At 54.9% G+C, this 16,569-nt stretch carries 11 protein-coding genes; 6 read left to right on the top strand and 5 right to left on the bottom strand.

All coding sequences use genetic code 11. The features are described from left to right. Positions 1–89 precede the first annotated feature (89 nt). Entirely contained in the window at positions 90–2,945 is a 2,856-nt protein-coding gene (gene rcsC, locus ACYAC5_RS13275; protein WP_462061899.1) for a two-component system sensor histidine kinase RcsC, read from the top strand. Between the two features lie 48 nt (positions 2,946–2,993). Here the strand turns inward: rcsC and rcsB are convergent, their stop codons facing one another. From rcsB to ACYAC5_RS13260, 3 genes are read right to left on the bottom strand one after another with little or no spacing between them, the layout of a single operon-like run. Next, complete coding sequence (gene rcsB, locus ACYAC5_RS13270) at positions 2,994–3,644, bottom strand: response regulator transcription factor RcsB (RefSeq protein ID WP_007889370.1); 651 nt, start codon at positions 3,642–3,644, stop codon at positions 2,994–2,996. 1 nt (position 3,645) lies between these two features. After that, entirely contained in the window at positions 3,646–6,315 is a 2,670-nt protein-coding gene (gene rcsD, locus ACYAC5_RS13265) for a phosphotransferase RcsD (RefSeq protein WP_277974932.1), read from the bottom strand. A gap of 23 nt (positions 6,316–6,338) precedes the next feature. Next, the gene (locus ACYAC5_RS13260) at positions 6,339–7,493 is read right to left on the bottom strand and encodes an MFS transporter (protein WP_110866581.1); all 1,155 of its coding nucleotides are present in this window, start codon (positions 7,491–7,493) and stop codon (positions 6,339–6,341) included. Between the two features lie 562 nt (positions 7,494–8,055). Here ACYAC5_RS13260 and ACYAC5_RS13255 point away from each other — a divergent pair. The 4 genes from ACYAC5_RS13255 to ompC all read left to right on the top strand — a co-directional run bounded on the left by ACYAC5_RS13255 (position 8,056) and on the right by ompC (position 14,933). Next, positions 8,056–9,840 carry an Ig-like domain-containing protein gene (locus ACYAC5_RS13255; protein ID WP_192411478.1) on the top strand — a complete coding sequence of 595 codons (1,785 nt, stop codon included), beginning with the start codon at positions 8,056–8,058 and terminating at the stop codon, positions 9,838–9,840. A 71-nt stretch (positions 9,841–9,911) separates the two neighbouring features. Continuing rightward, positions 9,912–12,044 (top strand): type I secretion system permease/ATPase, encoded by a 2,133-nt coding sequence (locus ACYAC5_RS13250; protein WP_192411479.1) that lies wholly within the window; start codon positions 9,912–9,914, stop codon positions 12,042–12,044. After that, on the top strand, positions 12,041–13,210 hold the full coding sequence (locus ACYAC5_RS13245; protein ID WP_192411480.1) for an HlyD family efflux transporter periplasmic adaptor subunit: 1,170 nt from the start codon (positions 12,041–12,043) through the stop codon (positions 13,208–13,210). The genes ACYAC5_RS13250 and ACYAC5_RS13245 overlap by 4 nt, the downstream gene beginning before the upstream one ends. Before the next feature lie 598 nt (positions 13,211–13,808). Further along, a complete protein-coding gene (gene ompC / locus ACYAC5_RS13240) occupies positions 13,809–14,933 on the top strand; it encodes a porin OmpC (protein WP_101763675.1) in 1,125 nt (374 codons plus the stop codon). Positions 14,934–14,957: 24 nt separating this feature from the next. Here ompC and ACYAC5_RS13235 read toward each other — a convergent pair whose 3' ends face one another. Beyond that, the gene (locus ACYAC5_RS13235; RefSeq protein WP_192411481.1) at positions 14,958–15,521 is read right to left on the bottom strand and encodes a TetR/AcrR family transcriptional regulator; all 564 of its coding nucleotides are present in this window, start codon (positions 15,519–15,521) and stop codon (positions 14,958–14,960) included. A gap of 93 nt (positions 15,522–15,614) precedes the next feature. Here ACYAC5_RS13235 and ACYAC5_RS13230 point away from each other — a divergent pair, with 93 nt between their 5' ends. Then, complete coding sequence (locus tag ACYAC5_RS13230; RefSeq protein ID WP_192411482.1) at positions 15,615–16,070, top strand: nuclear transport factor 2 family protein; 456 nt, start codon at positions 15,615–15,617, stop codon at positions 16,068–16,070. A 3-nt stretch (positions 16,071–16,073) separates the two neighbouring features. Here ACYAC5_RS13230 and ACYAC5_RS13225 read toward each other — a convergent pair whose 3' ends face one another. Further along, positions 16,074–16,232 carry a hypothetical protein gene (locus ACYAC5_RS13225; protein WP_168197464.1) on the bottom strand — a complete coding sequence of 53 codons (159 nt, stop codon included), beginning with the start codon at positions 16,230–16,232 and terminating at the stop codon, positions 16,074–16,076. Positions 16,233–16,569: the final 337 nt, after the last annotated feature.

Genomic DNA, 16,569 nt, shown 5'->3' with positions numbered 1-16,569 from the left:
GCGGGCTAGCTGGCTTTTTAGGACCGATAAAGCTAGTGTATGGAAGCTTTTCAACATCCTGATAACCTCTTACCGCCAGTGAGCCTCTTTTGAAATATCTTGTCTCCTTTCGCACTACGCTTCGAATTTCGCGCTATCTGTTTCGTGCGCTGGCGTTGCTGCTCTGGGCGCTGGGTGCGCTGCTGACCACTTTCTACATCATCAACGTGCTGCACGAGAAAGAGAACGCGGTGCGTCAGGAGTTTGCCGCCAATTATGGTCAGGCTGAGTGGTACGTGCGCCATTCGGCGGACGTGATGCGCGAGCTGAAATACATCACCGAAAATCGCCTGAGCAGCAGCGCTAATGGTCTGGATGTGCTCAACGGTTTGCCGCCGGGCAAAGGTGCGCTGCCGCAGTTCACGCCGCTGTTTTCCGATGGCGACTGCACGTCAATGAGCAATACCTGGCGTAACTCGCTGGACTCGCTCAGCTACTACATCAATTACTGGAAAAGCAATTTTGCCTCGGCGTATGAATTGAACCGCGTGTTCTTCATCGGCGGAGAGAATCAGTGTCTGGCTGATTTCACCATCGGCAGCAACAATTCGGTCGATCGTGAACGTAGCCTGAAAGCGCTGCGCGAACGCGTGCTGCATTATCGCAACGGCAATGAAGAAGAGCGCCGTCAGCCGATGTATTGGATCACCAGCAGCGCGCAGCCGGGCGTCGGCAACTTCTATATGGTGATGCCGGTATATGTGGCGAACAAGCTGCAGGCGCTGCTGGGCGTGGAGCAGAATATTCGCCTTGATGAGTTTATTCAGCCGGGCGGTTTGCCGCTGGTGGCCACCATCACCGATGAAAACTACCGTCCGCTGATCAGTTCGCGTCGCGGCGGGCCGGGCTACTCGCTCGACGATCTGCCGGATAACAGCACCTGGTTCGGCTATCTCGACAGCTATCGCCAGCTGGTGCTGAAAAAGCCGCTGCCGCCGTCGAATCTCAATGTGGTGTGGTCGCTTTCCACCGACGTGTTAACCGATCAGCTCAAGCTGATGCTGATCAACGCGCTGCTACTCAATATCTTAACCGCGGTGATTTTGTTCACGCTGGCGTGGATTTTTGAGCGCCGCATGTTCCTACCGGCCGAGGAGAATGCGCATCGGCTGGAGGAGCACGAGCAGTTCAACCGCAAGATTGTCGCCTCGGCGCCGGTCGGCATCTGTATCCTGCGCACCAGCGACGGCACCAACATTCTGAGTAACGAACTGGCGCACAACTATCTGACGCTGCTGACGCAGGAAGATCGCCAGCGTCTGAATGAAATTATTGGCGGTCAGCAGGTCAACTTTGTCGATGTGCTCACCGGCAGCAACACCAACCTGCAAATCAGCTTTGTACATTCGCGTTATCGTAATGAAAACGTGGCGATTTGCGTGCTGGTGGATGTTTCGGCGCGCGTGCGTATGGAGCAGTCGCTGCAGGAGATGGCGCACTCGGCCGAGCAAGCCAGCCAGTCGAAATCAATGTTCCTCGCCACCGTCAGTCATGAACTGCGCACGCCGCTGTACGGTATTATCGGTAACCTCGATCTGCTGCAAACCAAAGTGCTGCCGAAAGGCGTCGATTCACTGGTGACGGCGATGAACAACTCGTCGAGCCTGCTGCTGAAGATCATCAGCGACATTCTCGACTTCTCGAAGATTGAATCCGAACAGCTGAAAATTGAACCGCATCCGTTCTCGCCGCGTGAAGTGGTCAATCACATTGCCAGCAACTATCTCTCGCTGGTGGTGCGTAAGCGCCTGGCGCTGTATGTGTTTATTGAAAACGATGTGCCGCTGATTATGGATGGCGACGCCATGCGTCTGCAGCAGGTGATCTCCAACCTGCTGAACAACGCCATTAAATTCACACATACCGGCTGCATCATCCTGCATGCTTACGTCAAAGAGGGTTATCTGGCATTCCGCGTACGCGATACCGGCGTCGGTATTCCGGCCAAAGAGGTAACGCGCCTGTTCGATCCGTTCTTCCAGGTGGGTTCTGGCGTGCAGCGTAACTTCCAGGGCACCGGCTTAGGGCTGGCGATCTGCGAAAAGCTGATCAACATGATGGACGGCGACATCGAAGTCGACTCCGAACCGGGCATGGGCAGCCAGTTTATCGTGCGTATTCCGATCTATTCCGGTCAGCTGGCGGCGCCACCGCTGCTCGACGGCTTGCAGGAAAAAGCCATCTGGCTGGATATGCGTAATGAGTATCTCGCCAGCTTCCTGCTGCGTCTGCTGCAACAGCAGGGCATTCAGGCAGCGTATTACCACGGCCAGGCGGCGGCTGATGATGTGATCATCAGCGACCACGATGAGCCTGCCGCGCAAACTGGACGCGCACGTATTCGTATCTGTGGTGAGCACATCGATATGCCGCACGAAACCGCCCCGGGGCAATGGATTCAGAGCAGCGCGATGCTCCACGATCTGCCGCAGCTGCTGGGCCGCATCTACCGCATCAACATTAATAGCCAAACCGCCACGCCGCTGCCGTTAACCGCGCCAAAAGCCGCCGCGACCTTCGAAGATATTATCGTGCTGATTGTTGATGACCATCCTATCAACCGCATGCTGCTATCAGAACAGCTCGGCACCGTCGGCTATCAAACCAAAACCGCGCAGGATGGCGTTGATGCGCTGAACGTGCTGAGTCGCAACCATATCGATATCGTGCTGAGCGACGTGAACATGCCGAACATGGATGGTTATCGCCTGACGCAACGTCTGCGTCAGCTGGGACATACTTTCCCGGTGATTGGCGTCACGGCAAATGCGTTAGCGGAAGAGAAGCAGCGCTGTATGGATGCGGGTATGGATAACTGTTTGTCGAAGCCGGTCACGCTGGATGTGTTGAAAAGCACGCTGGCGGTGTATGCGGAACGCGTCAGAAAGGGCAGGGTAGAGGCGTAAAGCGGATACTAAAAAATGGGCGGTGTCAGAAGACGCCGCCCATTCGTATTACTCTTTGTCGACCTGAGTGGCGCTGACAGAAGAGAGATAGTTCAGCAGCGCGATATCGTTTTCCACGCCCAGTTTCATCATGGCTGATTTCTTCTGGCTACTGATGGTTTTGATACTGCGGTTAAGTTTCTTAGCGATCTCAGTCACCAGGAAACCTTCTGCGAACAGACGCAGTACTTCACTCTCTTTCGGCGACAGACGTTTGTCACCGTAACCACCGGCGCTGATGCGCTCCAGCAGTTTTGCCACGCTTTCCGGCGTATATTTTTTGCCTTTCTGCAGAGCCGCGAGTGCTTTTGGCAGATCGGTTGGTGCGCCTTGCTTCAGTACGATCCCTTCGATATCCAGATCCAACACCGCGCTCAGGATCGCTGGGTTATTGTTCATGGTCAGAACGATAATCGAGAGGTCCGGATAGTGACGTTTGATGTATTTAATCAGGGTGATACCGTCACCGTACTTCTCGCCTGGCATGGAGAGGTCGGTAATCAGGACATTAGCGTCCAGTTTGGGCAAGCTGTTTACCAGTGCTGTTGAGTCTTCAAACTCACCTACAACGTTAACCCATTCAATCTGTTCCAGTGACTTACGGATACCGAACAGAACGATCGGATGGTCATCGGCAATAATTACGTTCAAGTTATTCATCTTATTGGTTACCTTGCTGCAGCAGTTGGCTGACGTAAGCGTCAATTTCACTGGTGGTATTTTTAATGGTTAAATCGTCACATACTTTAATGTGTTGTTCTAACGCTTCACAAAGCTGTTTACCTGAACCCAGATTGAGCATGGCAAACACGCCTTTCAGGCGATGTGCTGTCTGAGCAAGCGAGGGATAATCCTTTTCCGCCGCTTCAGTATACAGTCTCTTCACATCTGGCGGTACTGTCTCGGTAAACAGCTGGAAATAGCCTCCGCTCATTAGCGGCGTGGCTTCTTCATCTTCGCGACTCTCCTCTAACAAATCATGAGAAAGTTGCTTTTCAATCAGGGCCAGCAGCGCATCAAGCAGTGCATTACTGAGATTGAAGTTGACCCGGAATTGCTGATCGTTCAACGCGTGATGACCCATTTCGTCACCGGCCAGAAGCAGCGCCCAGCCGTTCAGGCGCGCCGGATCGTCGGTCACCAGCACATCATGATCCTGACCAGTTAAACGCTCATCCGAGGTCAGGCATTTCGCTCCCCAGTTTTCGAGGTGGCGACAAACGATCTTGTGTACGTCTTCTACGGCGATATCCACCAACGCGGTCACACCTTCCAGCAGTTTCTCTTCCTGCTCGCCTTGCTGCTCTAACGCCAGCGGCAGCTGAATATTGTAGCGTGTGCCGATATCGGGTTTAGCGATGATCTCCAGCTGGCCGCCCATCTGTTTGCACAGCTGCTTACAGAGGAAAAATGCCATGCCGGACGCCTGGCCAAAACGATCTTGCGTGGTGTCGCCGAGATAGGGGAAATCGACATTCGCCAGTTCATCGACGCTCAAGCCGGAGCCGGTATCCACCAGCTGCAGCAAGACCTGATTGGGCTTGTCTTCACTGGTTTTGATCTCCAGCGAAATCTTGCCCCAGCGCGTGGTGGTCAGCGAATAGTGCATCAGCGTGGTCAGCACTTTACGCAGCGCACGACGATCGCCAAAACGCATCTCGTCATTGGCTAAATGGTTATTCACCACCAGCGCTAAACCTTTGCGACGCAGCAGCGGCAGGCTTTCCAGCGCGATTTCGTCCAGCATATCCTGCAGGTTGAACACGCTGGCATCAGGCGACCAGTCATGCGCTTCCAGGCGATTAAGCAGCACAATGTCATCCACCAGGCGCGCCAAACCCTGGCTCTCGTCGAGCAGATCGAGCACGCTTTCGTCATCGTCACGCTGGCTAAGTTGTACTAGTTGCTTAACCATGCTTTGCAGTGGACCATTGAGGGCGTGACCGAGGTTATGCATTAACTGCTGACGCATCTGGTGATTACGATCCAGCACCTGTTGCGCCTTCTGCAACTTCTTATTTACCAGTAATTCGCGGTCCTGATCGCGCATCATAAATAGCTGAGTATGCGGCGACAGCACGCTGCGCGCGTGACGAATTTCATACACTTCGTTATTGATGGTCGCCTGCAATACGCCCTGATGTTGATCGGACATATTGATGATTTTCTGCAGATTCAGGTGCGGCAACAGATGTTCAGCGATTTTATTGCTGAGCAGCGTGCGGTTAGTGGCGAAGTCGTACACCAGCAAGCCGACCGGCAAACTGGCGACGATCTCTTCGTTAAGCATGCGCAGCGAATCCAGCTCGGCGCTCTGATTCTCGTTCGGGCGCAGCGATTGCTGACGCAGCAGCGTAATGCCCGCAATCGACAGTAAAAACAGCACAAGGTTGATCAGCAGCGGCCACATCAGATTATGCAGCGTATCCAGCGCCAGGCTGGTGAGCGGCACGCGATACACCAGCTGCAGCGAAGTGCTAGGCAGCGAGGCGGCGATCTCCAGATTCGGGTTTACCAGCGCCACGTGCGTGCTTTCGCTGCTAGTGTCGTCGCTGGTGGTGGTGGTGGTGGTGGTCGACGTTTGCGTCGCGTCCTGACGCAGTTGGAAGTTCTCCAGCGGCATATTACGCGGAATCAGATCGTTAACCGGCAAATCAAATGCCACCACGGTGGCTAAATGGCCCGGCTGATTGAAAGTGGTGCGCAGGGTAAAGTAGTGATCGTTCTGCCAGGCGAAGTGACGCAGCGGCGAGAAGCTTTCGCGCTCATCCAGCGCATTGGCCTGCTGCAGCATCTCGGCGCGGCGGCTATCAACCAGCGAATTGATCGCACTCTCTTTGTAACGCGTCGCCATGTCTTTCAGCGGCAGCGTGGAGATCATAATCAGGCTGTTATCCTGACCATTGAGGAAGTACATCGACCAGGTCGGATTTTCCGCGCCCCACAGCGTATCGAGATAGTTGGACATGCGCATGGTCATATCCAGCGTGCTGCTATCGTGCGAACCGAAAATCAGTGCTTCGGTTTTGCGGCGGGTTTTTTCCAGATAATAGACATCCGGGCGCAGGCGGGTTTCCTGAAGATTACTGTTCGGCGACGAACCGGCGGCGCTGGTGGCCAGGTTCTCATAGATCTGCCACGTAGCGAAGCGCGACGCATCGATGCGTTTCTGCATCGCACGCGCCAAATCGGTCATCGCATAGCGCTTCTCTGTCATCCAGGCATTCACGCTGTTGTGCACCATCGCGCCCAGCGCCAGAAAAAGCACCAGGTTAAACACCACGAAAAAGCGCGTTACATTGCCGGATGTCAGTGGAAATTTATAAGGCAGCATAGTGTCTCAGGATCATGGAATTAGCGCGCAACCCGTCGGGCACTGGCAGCGACGGCCAGCAGCAGCAGAGCGATAAGCAAAAATGCACCACTCAGGCTGATCCACTGGGAAATTAATCCGATTAAAGCCGGACCTGAAAGAATACCTGCATAGCCTAACGTTGTCATGGCCGAAATCGCCAGATTCGACGGCATATCGTGTTGATTCCCGGCAGCATTGAACAACATCGGCACCGTATTGGCGAGGCCAAAACCCACCAGCAGGAAAGCCAGCAGCGCAATTTGCGGCCACGGCAGCAACACCGCCAGCGTCATGCCTGCGGCAGCGGCTAACGCACCGGTCAACATCACCGGATAACGTCCGAAGCGCTGAATCACTTTATCGCCGGTCAGACGACCAATGGTCATTGCCACCGAGAACACCGCATAACCTAAACCAGCGTGCGCCGGGCTCATCTCCGGGCTTTGCAGCAGCAACAGCGCGCCCCAATCCAGCACCGCACCTTCGGCAAGAAACAGAATAAAGCAGAGTAAACCGAGGAATGCCACCCAACCGCGCGGAATAACCAGCCACGGCTGATCGGGCTGATGCAGGCGTTCGGTCATCAGCGTCGGCAGGCTCCACACCAGCAGCAGCACAATCAGCACCATCACCGCGCCTACGGCTTGTAACGGCGTCAGGCCGCTGCCGAGTAACAGGCTGACGGAACCGGCGCCGATAATCCCGCCGAGGCTAAAGAAGCCGTGGAAACCGGACATCATCGGCTTGCGTGCGGCTTTTTCCACTTCGACCGCCTGCACGTTCATCGCGACATCCAGCATGCCGAGTCCGGCACCAAACACCATTAAAGTGGCGGCCATCAGCCACATCACATCAAGCGTTGCCAGCAGCGGTAACATCGCCAGCACCACCAGCGTGGAGCACAACATCACCCGACGACCACCGAAGCGCGCAATCAAACCGCCGGTAATCGGCATCGCCGCCAGCGAGCCAATTCCCAAACACAGCAGCAAACCGCCCAATGATGCGCCGCTCAATGCCAGACGCTGGCTGGCGAACGGCACCAGCGGTGCCCATGCGGACATGCCCAATCCAGCGATAAGGAAAACGATACGTGTCCCGAGGTTGACACGGTGATGCAATTTATTTTGCGGCGCGGCGTCCAGTGCTGTCATAAAGAGTAGTTTTCATTAGCGGGTGAAGCGACGAAGTTTAGCATCAAAGCGCATGTCACACCGCGCATCAGACCCTATCAGATGGCAGCGATTAAACGCCAGAAACAGGCATATTACCGATTTTTTACGCATCGCTGCGCTTTTCCAGAACTTTCCTGGCATGTGCCAATGATTACTGGAGTGACTTAAGTAAAATTTTTTCTGCCGAATGATGCAGTATACTGATGAAAGATTCCGCGCCACATGCGGCCTGGACGTCAATTTTTTGGCGCTGTCGCAAAGCATGCATTTCCGGATTTTCGCCAATAGGCAGCGACCACGTAAAACCGATATGTTAGTCATCCCATCAGCTCCCGATGCGGAATATAGCGAGATCGAGATTATTTCTCCCCCTTTGGGAGAATTTTGCTGTGCCTTATTTTAGTCCTTGTTACCTGCGGGTAACCCGTTTTCATCAGGCGAAGCGGGCCATTGATTAATGGCCTGTATGGCGCACCGGTACGCTTAAAACATTAATAAGCTTAATGACCGTTGCAATACCTTCCCTGTAACGAGGTTACCTATGTCTTCACGTCAATCCGAACAACAATTAGCGGCGATTCTGCACTCTGCGGTCACTCTTTATCCGCTGGCAGACGACACATCATCTTTGCAAACGCGCAGCGTGGATACTACGCCGCCCGCGCCGTTACGTCCTTATGAACCTATTGCACAAGATGGCGTGATTGCCGCATGGGAATCCGGCAGGAATATTCACCTGCGAGGTCGCGCCGAATCTGAGCCAGGCGCCACCGTAACGCTGACCTTTAACGGCGAAGTCTGGCACAGCACGGTAAATAAATGGGGTTACTGGAATGCTTCGATGCCGCCGTCGGTGCTCAACGGATTGTCCGACGGTGCTTATTCGCTGACGCTAACCCTCACCGACAAAGCCGGTAATAGCACCGATACGCAGGTGGGCTTTGGGGTTTACGTAGATAAAACCATCAAGCCTACGCTGACGTTGGATCCGATCAGCGGTGATAACGCGGTCAGCGTGGCAGAAGGCATTTACGGCGTGGAGGTGCACGGCAGTGTTACGCACATGCCGGCGAACAGCCATATCACGGTGATTTTAGCCGGGAAAAAATACTCTGGCGGCGTTAACGATAAAGGCGAATGGACCGCCGCTATTCCTTCACAGGATCTTCAGGCGTTACAGGATGGCGTCTACAGCCTGAAAGTCAGCGCTACCGATCCTAACGGCAAAACCACCGCTTATCTGCAGGATGTCACCTTAATTACCCACGTTAGCAGCCTGCCGCACATCAGCTTCGATAAGGTCACAGTAGACAACGTGATCAATAAAGAAGAGAGCCAAAACGATCTCACCTTTAGCGGCGATCTCTCGGTGGTGGTACCGGGCCAGCAGCTGTTGCTGTGCAGTGGAGATGCGGTCTATCACGCGCAGATTGGCAGCGACGGTCACTGGCAGGTAACGATTCCGGCCAGTGAAGTGGCGAGCTTTATTTCATTGGGCGAAATCCGGGTGTATGCGCAGGATGGCGCTGGCAACAGCACCGACGCAATGCTGGAACTGAACGTGGTTACCCAACTGCCAGACATCTATTACGAAATCAATATTGGCGGCGATACCACGCTGAATCAGCAGGAAGCGCAGCACGATCTCAGTTTCTATCTCGAAGGCGTGAAGGAGCTGACGCTCAACGGCAAAAACTACACGCCGGTCAACGGCATGGTCACCATCAGCGCCGAAGATCTGCAGGCGCTGCCGGATGGCGAAGTGTCGGCGCTGGCCACGCGCTGGGATGAGTACGGCAACCACGACACGCAGATTATTGAGAACCTGTTCAACGTTGCCACGCATCAGGTGCCGACCATTACGCTGAATCAACCGTTTGGCGACGGGGTGCTGGATGCGGCGGAGCTGAATAGCTGGCATCTGATTCAGGGCAGCAGTAGCCATCTCGATCAGGGCAGCCTTGTGACGTTGACGCTGGGCGATCAGAGTTACACCGCCACGGTTAAAGCCGACGGCAACTGGGCGCTGACCATTTTGGCGGGTCAGCTGGCACCGCTGGATGATGGCAGCTACCAAATGAAGGTCAGCGCGCAGGACAAAGCAGGCAATGTGGCGATGGCGACGCAGCCGGTGACCATCGATAGCCATGAGGCGGCCGCCAGCGTCAGCAGCGAGCCACTGAATACGCAACTGGTCGACGCAGGCGACAGTGCCGCCGCTCAACCCAGCGATGCGCGCGCCACGGAGAGTCACTACAACGCCAGCGATAGCAGTTACACCCTCGGCGACCATCTGCAGCAACATCAGGTTCAGAACCTGGCGTAATCCGCCATCAACCGCTAGCAACATCGGCTAGCGGTTGCCAGCCCACTCTCATTGCTCACGGGACAACAGGGATGACAGCACAACCCTTTAACAGCGACAACGGCATCGCGGCGATGCTGCGCGTGGCGGCACGCTTCGGTAAACCGGCGGACGGCAGCACGCTGCGCCAGCAGATGCGCTGGTTTCAACATCTGGCCCCGACGCAACAGTTAGAACGTTTAGCCCGGCTGTTAGGCCTGCATTTGATGCTGGTGCCGCACAGCAAACTGCGCTGGCGGCAGGAAATTGTGCCGGTATTGCTGCTGCTGGAAAACGGCAGCGTGGCGTTGATAGAAGAGGTGGATAGCAACGGTGGCGTGCGTTACTGGCTGAGTGAAAGTGGTGATGTGGTGCGCGCAGGTCAGCTGCAGGATTTGCTCATGCAGGCCGACATACAGGTTGGCGTCGTTGGTGTGGCGGCGCGGGCGCGTGATGCGCGCATCGACGAGTTTGTACAGCCGTATCAGCCGCACTGGTTCTGGCATCACTTTCGTGGCATGAAGCGGCGCATCGCGGAGATCAGCCTGGCCTCGCTGGTCGGTAACGTGCTGGCGCTGGCGGGCATTCTGTTTTCTATGCAGGTGTACGATCGGGTGATTCCGGCGCAGTCGCTGCCAACGTTGTGGGTGTTGTTCGCCGGCGTGGTGCTGGCGGCCGCCATTGAGTATCTGATTCGCCTCATGCGCACCCAGGTTTCTGATCTGATGGGCAAACGCATCGACCTGAAAATATCCGCCATGCTGTTTGCGCGGGCGATGAACATCCGCAACGAAGCGCGTCCGCGTTCCACCGGCTCCTTTATTGCCCAACTGCGTGAAATTGATCAGGTCCGCGAGCTGCTGACGTCCACCACGGTGAATGCCGCCGCCGACCTGCCGTTTGTGCTGCTGTTTCTGCTGATCATGGCGTCGATTGGCGGCTGGCTGGTGCTGATTCCGTTACTGGCAATCCCGCTGATCGTCATTCCTGGCTTACTGGTGCAGATCCCGATGGCGCGGCTGGCGCAGGAAGGGTTGCGGGAAAGCGCGCTGCGTCAGGCGGTGCTGGTGGAAACCTTAGAAGGTGTAGAGGATATCAAAGCGCTGCAAGCGGAACCCTATTTTCAGCGCCAGTGGGAGCAAACGCACGAAGTTAGCGCGGCCATCAGTAATCAGCAACGTTTATGGGGCGCGCGCCTCACCGGTTGGTCGGCTAGCGTGCAGCAGCTCACCTATGCCGGCATGTTGGTGTTCGGCGTCTATCTGGTGCTCGACAATCAGATCACCACCGGCACGCTGGTGGCGTGCAGCTTGCTCTCATCACGCACCATCGCGCCGCTGATGCAGCTCACCATGGTGTTTTCGCGCTGGCAGCACGCGAAATCGGCGATGAAAGGGCTGGATGAACTGTTAAAGAAGCCGCTCGACCAACCCGATCACGCCACGCTGGCGCACTGTCCGGTGCTCAGCGGCCACTATCTGCTGCAAAATGTACATTACCGCTACGAAGAGGAGAGCGGTAATAGCGTGCTCAACATTCCGCAGTTGCAGATCGCGCCCGGCGAACGCGTGGCGATTCTCGGTAAAGTCGGCGCGGGCAAATCGACGCTGCTGAAGATGCTGGCCGGTCAGGCGCGCGCCAGCCAGGGCAAAGTGCTGGTGGACGGCGTCGATCTCACCTGCATCGATCCGGTCGATCTGCGGCGTCAGCTTGGCTGGCTGTCGCAGGATGCGCGGCTGTTTTTCGGCACGCTGCGCCAGAACCTGCTGCTCGGTAATCCGCACGCCAGCGAGCAGGAGATGCTGCAGGCGCTGCGCATTAGCGGCGCGTTAGCTTTGGTGCAGCAGGACGCCGCCAGCCTCGATCGCATTATTCATGAAGGCGGACGCGGCTTGTCCGGCGGCCAGCGGCAAATGGTGCTGCTCAGCCGGTTGATTCTGCGCCAGCCGCAGGTGGTTTTGCTGGACGAACCGACCGCGGCGATGGATGAACAGCTGGAAGCGCAGGTGATTCGTCAGCTGGCGCAATGGGTCACCGGGCGCACGCTGGTACTGGTCACGCATCGTCCCGCGCTGCTGCGCATGGTTGATCGCATTATCGTGATGGATAACGGCCGCATCGTGGCCGATGGCGCGCGCGACGAGATTCTGCGTCACGCCGCCAGTAAAAAAGGAGATGCGGCATGAGCGTGGTGCTGTTGGATAAAGATCTGACGCGGCGTGAGCGTCGCACCTCGGCGATCATCTGGCTGTGCGTGGTGGCGCTGCTGCTATTTCTGCTGTGGGCGTACTTTGCGGTGCTGGACGAAGTCACGGTCGGCATCGGCAAAGTCACGCCTTCCAGCCGCGCGCAGATCATTGATAGCCTTGATGGCGGCATCGTCAAACAGCTCAATGTGCACGAAGGCAATATTGTGCAGCGCGGCGAGGTGCTGGCAACACTCGATCCCACGCGCTTTCAAACCAACTTTGGTGAGGCGATTGCGCGGGTGCGCACGCTGCGTGCCTCCTCTGAACGTTTACAGGCCGAGCTCAGCGACACGCCGCTGAAGTTCAGTGCCGATATCCTGCAACATCCCGAACTGGTGGCGCGTGAAACGCAGCTCTATCAGGCGCGGCGACAAAATTTTGTCGAGACCATCGGCAATTTACAGCAATCTCTTGCGCTGGTGCAGGCAGAACTCAACGTGACGGAGCCGCTGATGCTGCGCGGCGCGGCGGGCAAGGTGGATGTGATTCGCCTGCGTCGCCAGGTTAGCGATCTGCGCGGCAAAATCGACGAAGCGCGCAACGATTATTACGTGCGCGCCCATGAAGAGCAGGTGAAAAACAACGGTGAACTGGATGCGCAGCTGCAGGTGGCGGCAGGGAAGCAGGATCTGCTGACGCGCACTACGCTGATTTCGCCGGTGCGCGGCATTGTGAAGGATGTGCGCGTCACCACGGTGGGCGGCGTGCTGGAGCCGGGGGGCAAGTTGATGGAGATTGTACCGCTGGAGGATCAATTGCTGATTGAGACGCGCATCAATCCACGCGATATCGGCTATATCCGGCCGGGTTTACCCGCGGTGGTGAAGATCACCGCCTACGACGCGTCGATTTATGGCGATCTGCACGGGGAAGTCGAAACCGTTTCGCCTGATACGCTGCAGGACGAGGTGCGGCACGACGAGTTTTACTATCGCGTCTATGTGCGCACGCAAAAAGCCGAGCTGACCAATAAAAGCGGACGCAGATTCGCCATCATGCCCGGCATGGTGGCGAATGTTGAGATTAAAACCGGTCAGAAAACCGTGATGGATTATTTGCTTAAGCCGCTGAATAAAGCCAGGGAATCACTGCGTGAGCGTTAACAATATGCACCGGCTATTATTGCAGCGATCTTTGTTATGTGCCGAAATTAACATTGCCGATTTAAGGCTATGAATTGAACAAAATGTGCGAAAAGAGACAAATAATGCGCGGCAGTTATTGTGGTTAATTTAACCCGTGTAATTAACTTTACGCAATATAAGGCGATGTCTGAATTGCGGGCAAAAAAATGCCGGACCATCTGGTCCGGCGGGAAATTAGGGTAAATCAAAACATTCGGGGCGAATGAAGGTAATAATGAAATAAATGATGATAGCGGAGATGATTGTATGCTCTGGATGGGTTTGAGTTTTGTCATTCAGTGCGGAAATGTAACTCATGTAATTTGATGTTTTTAAACAATTAAAATATGTGTTGTCAAAAAGTGCTATATTTTTTACCTATCTGTGCTGGTTATTAGTTCCCCTGAATTTACATCCTGAAATAACTATTTAATACACTGAAACAGTTTTGGAAATTTAGTAGCATTTTCGTGATAGATTATTGCCCAACATAAAATAACAATGGCTTGCCGGCTGAATTTTTAATCATTCAGTTCGCAGTGGCAAAAATAAAGGCACATTAAAGAGGGTAATAAAAATGAAACGTCGCGTTCTCTCCCTGATGATTCCTGCATTGCTGGTGGCAGGATCAGCAAGCGCAGCTGAAATTTACAATAAAGATGGCAACAAATTAGACCTCTACGGCAAAGTGGACGGTCTGCATTATTTCTCTGATAACTCTGGCTCAGACGGTGACCAGTCTTACCTGCGTTTTGGCTTCAAAGGTGAAACTCAGGTGACCGATCAGCTGACCGGTTACGGCCAGTGGGAATACCAGGCTGCACTGAACACCGCAGAAAGCGAAGGCACCGCGAACAGCTATACGCGTGTTGGTTTTGCCGGTCTGAAATTTGGTGATGCGGGTTCATTCGATTACGGCCGTAACTACGGCGTGATGTACGATCTCGGCGCATGGACTGACGTTCTGCCAGAGTTCGGTGGCGATACCTACGGCGCGGACAACTTCCTGTTCCAGCGCAGCAACGGCCTCGCAACCTATCGTAATACCAACTTCTTCGGTTTAGTCGATGGCTGGAACTTCGCGGTTCAGTATCAAGGCAAAAACGATAACCCAACCGAATCTACTGGCTCTGGTCGTGATGTGTTGGGCGAGAACGGTGACGGCTACGGCCTGAGCACCACTTACGATCTGGGTTCAGGTTTCGGTATTGGTGCAGCGATGTTCCAGTCTGACCGTACCAATAACCAGAACGGTAACAATCCACGTACCGCCAACATCCTGGGTCGCGGTGATAAAGCCGAAGCTTACAGCGGTGCGCTGAAGTATGACGCTAACAATGTTTACCTGGCCGCAATGTACAGCCGTTCATACAACGCGACGCGTTTCGGCGCCAGCGATAGCGGCACCGTTTACGGTTACGCCAACAAAGCGGATAACTGGGAATTGGTGGCACAGTACCAGTTCGACTTCGGCCTGCGTCCATCTCTGGCGTTTGTCTCTTCTCGCGGCTCTGACATCGAAGGTTACGGCAGCCAGAACCTGAAGAAATACATTGATGTAGGCGCAACTTACTACTTCAACAAAAACATGTCGACCTACGTTGATTACCAGATCAACCTGCTGGACGACAACAACTTCACCGACGCAGCCGGTATCAATACCGATGACGTCGTAGCACTGGGCTTGGTTTACCAGTTCTAAGGGTGATGGAGCGTGACTTGCCGGTCACGCTCCCGTTTTCAGCAGCGCATCCAGCGCGGCACGCAGCACGTCGACCACCCGTTCCGCCTCCTCGCCAATCTGTACCTGCACAATCGCGCCCTCAACCAGCAACACAATCTGCGCCGTTTTGACCTGCTGATCGGGCATCAACTTGTCGCTGATCGCCTGCGCCATCTCACGCTTATGTTGACGAATCAGTTCGCTGGCTTCTGCTAACGTGTCGCCCAGCTCCGCAGCGGTATTGATAAACGCACAGCCGCGATAATCGTCATCCCTGAACCAGCTCAGTAACGCCGCGGGCAGCGCATCGATCAATGCCGCATGTGGATTCAGCGCATGGCGAAACGCCAGCATCCAGCGCTGATGGCGCTGCTGTAAAAACGCCAGCACCAGCGCATTCTTCGCCGGAAAGTGACGATAGAAAGTCACTTTGGTCACGCCCGCTTGCGCAATCACCTTATCCACGCCGGTGGCGCGAATGCCTTGTTGGTAAAACAGCTGCTGCGCGCATAGCAAGATACGATCGCGCGCGGAGGCGGTGGCATCAAAGATCAGAGGCTCAAGCATAAAAATTCCTGCGTTTGTATGTAGACAGAATTGTCTACATACGGCAGGATGAATCAAGTAGACAGACCTGTCTACATAATAGGGAGAAATAACATGCTGGTGCCACCGTTCAATCAACAAACCGCGTTACAGAAAGTCCGCATGGCGGAAGATGCCTGGAACAGCTGCGATGCGCAGCGTGTTTCGCGGGTGTACAGCGAAGATACGCGCTGGCGCAATCGCAGTGAATTCGTCAATGGACGCGCAGAAGTCGTGACTTTCCTGCAACGTAAGTGGATAAAAGAGTTGGATTATCGACTGATCAAAGAGCTATGGGCGTGGCATGAAGATAAGCTGGCGGTACGCTTTGCCTATGAATGGCATGATGACAGCGGTAACTGGTTTCGCAGCTATGGCAATGAGAACTGGCACTTTGGTGCCGATGGTTTGATGATTCAGCGATTCGCCTGCATCAATGATCTGCCGATCAGCGCAGATCAGCGTCTGTTCTACTGGCCAGCCGGCACGCGCCCGGACGATCATCCGGGCCTAAGTGAGTTGGGACTGTAGCGATTATTGCATACCGCGCCATTTTTTGGCTTTGGGTGCCGGTTGCGGCGGCGGGTTGGTGATGGCGCTCAGGCTGCCTTCCATCGCGACACCCGCCAGCGTAAAGGCCGAGAAGCTCAGCCAGTGCTGCCATTTACTGTTTTGTGTTTTGCTATTTTCCATTCTGCACCTCGCTGAAGTTCAACTCATCTTCAACAATGCAGCATTCATGCCAGCGCACCGCTCTCCGCGCCACGCGGCTTGTAGCGACTTTGCTACACTGCGTCAGCGCTGAAGCGGTGCAGAAGGGTGATTTTCTGGTGCAATAATTTAACGTCGGCGTGCAGGATAGTGCTGAATCAGGCGATGGCGGTAAGTCTGCCAACATTTGAAACTGCCATAAATAAACAGCCCGGCGGTTACGGCAATAATCATATAAATCATCTGATGCTCCTGTAGGCATAACGTTGCAGGAACCGGTTATCCTGTGTCAGCGTTTATCGAACATCAAGCAGCTTTA

This window comes from Pantoea sp. y20, assembly GCF_054903455.1.
The sequence above is the reverse complement of the archived record's forward strand: the minus strand, read 5'-3'. Positions and strand labels throughout refer to the sequence as shown.

Excerpts from the sequence above, each read along its gene's own strand:
- rcsB (WP_007889370.1), bottom strand. The coding sequence starts at position 3,644 with ATGAATAACTTGAACGTAATTATTGCCGATGACCATCCGATCGTTCTG.
- ACYAC5_RS13260 (WP_110866581.1), bottom strand. The coding sequence starts at position 7,493 with ATGACAGCACTGGACGCCGCGCCGCAAAATAAATTGCATCACCGTGTC.
- ACYAC5_RS13255 (WP_192411478.1), top strand. The coding sequence starts at position 8,056 with ATGTCTTCACGTCAATCCGAACAACAATTAGCGGCGATTCTGCACTCT.
- ACYAC5_RS13250 (WP_192411479.1), top strand. The coding sequence starts at position 9,912 with ATGACAGCACAACCCTTTAACAGCGACAACGGCATCGCGGCGATGCTG.
- ACYAC5_RS13245 (WP_192411480.1), top strand. The coding sequence starts at position 12,041 with ATGAGCGTGGTGCTGTTGGATAAAGATCTGACGCGGCGTGAGCGTCGC.
- ompC (WP_101763675.1), top strand. The coding sequence starts at position 13,809 with ATGAAACGTCGCGTTCTCTCCCTGATGATTCCTGCATTGCTGGTGGCA.
- ACYAC5_RS13235 (WP_192411481.1), bottom strand. The coding sequence starts at position 15,521 with ATGCTTGAGCCTCTGATCTTTGATGCCACCGCCTCCGCGCGCGATCGT.
- ACYAC5_RS13230 (WP_192411482.1), top strand. The coding sequence starts at position 15,615 with ATGCTGGTGCCACCGTTCAATCAACAAACCGCGTTACAGAAAGTCCGC.
- ACYAC5_RS13225 (WP_168197464.1), bottom strand. The coding sequence starts at position 16,232 with ATGGAAAATAGCAAAACACAAAACAGTAAATGGCAGCACTGGCTGAGC.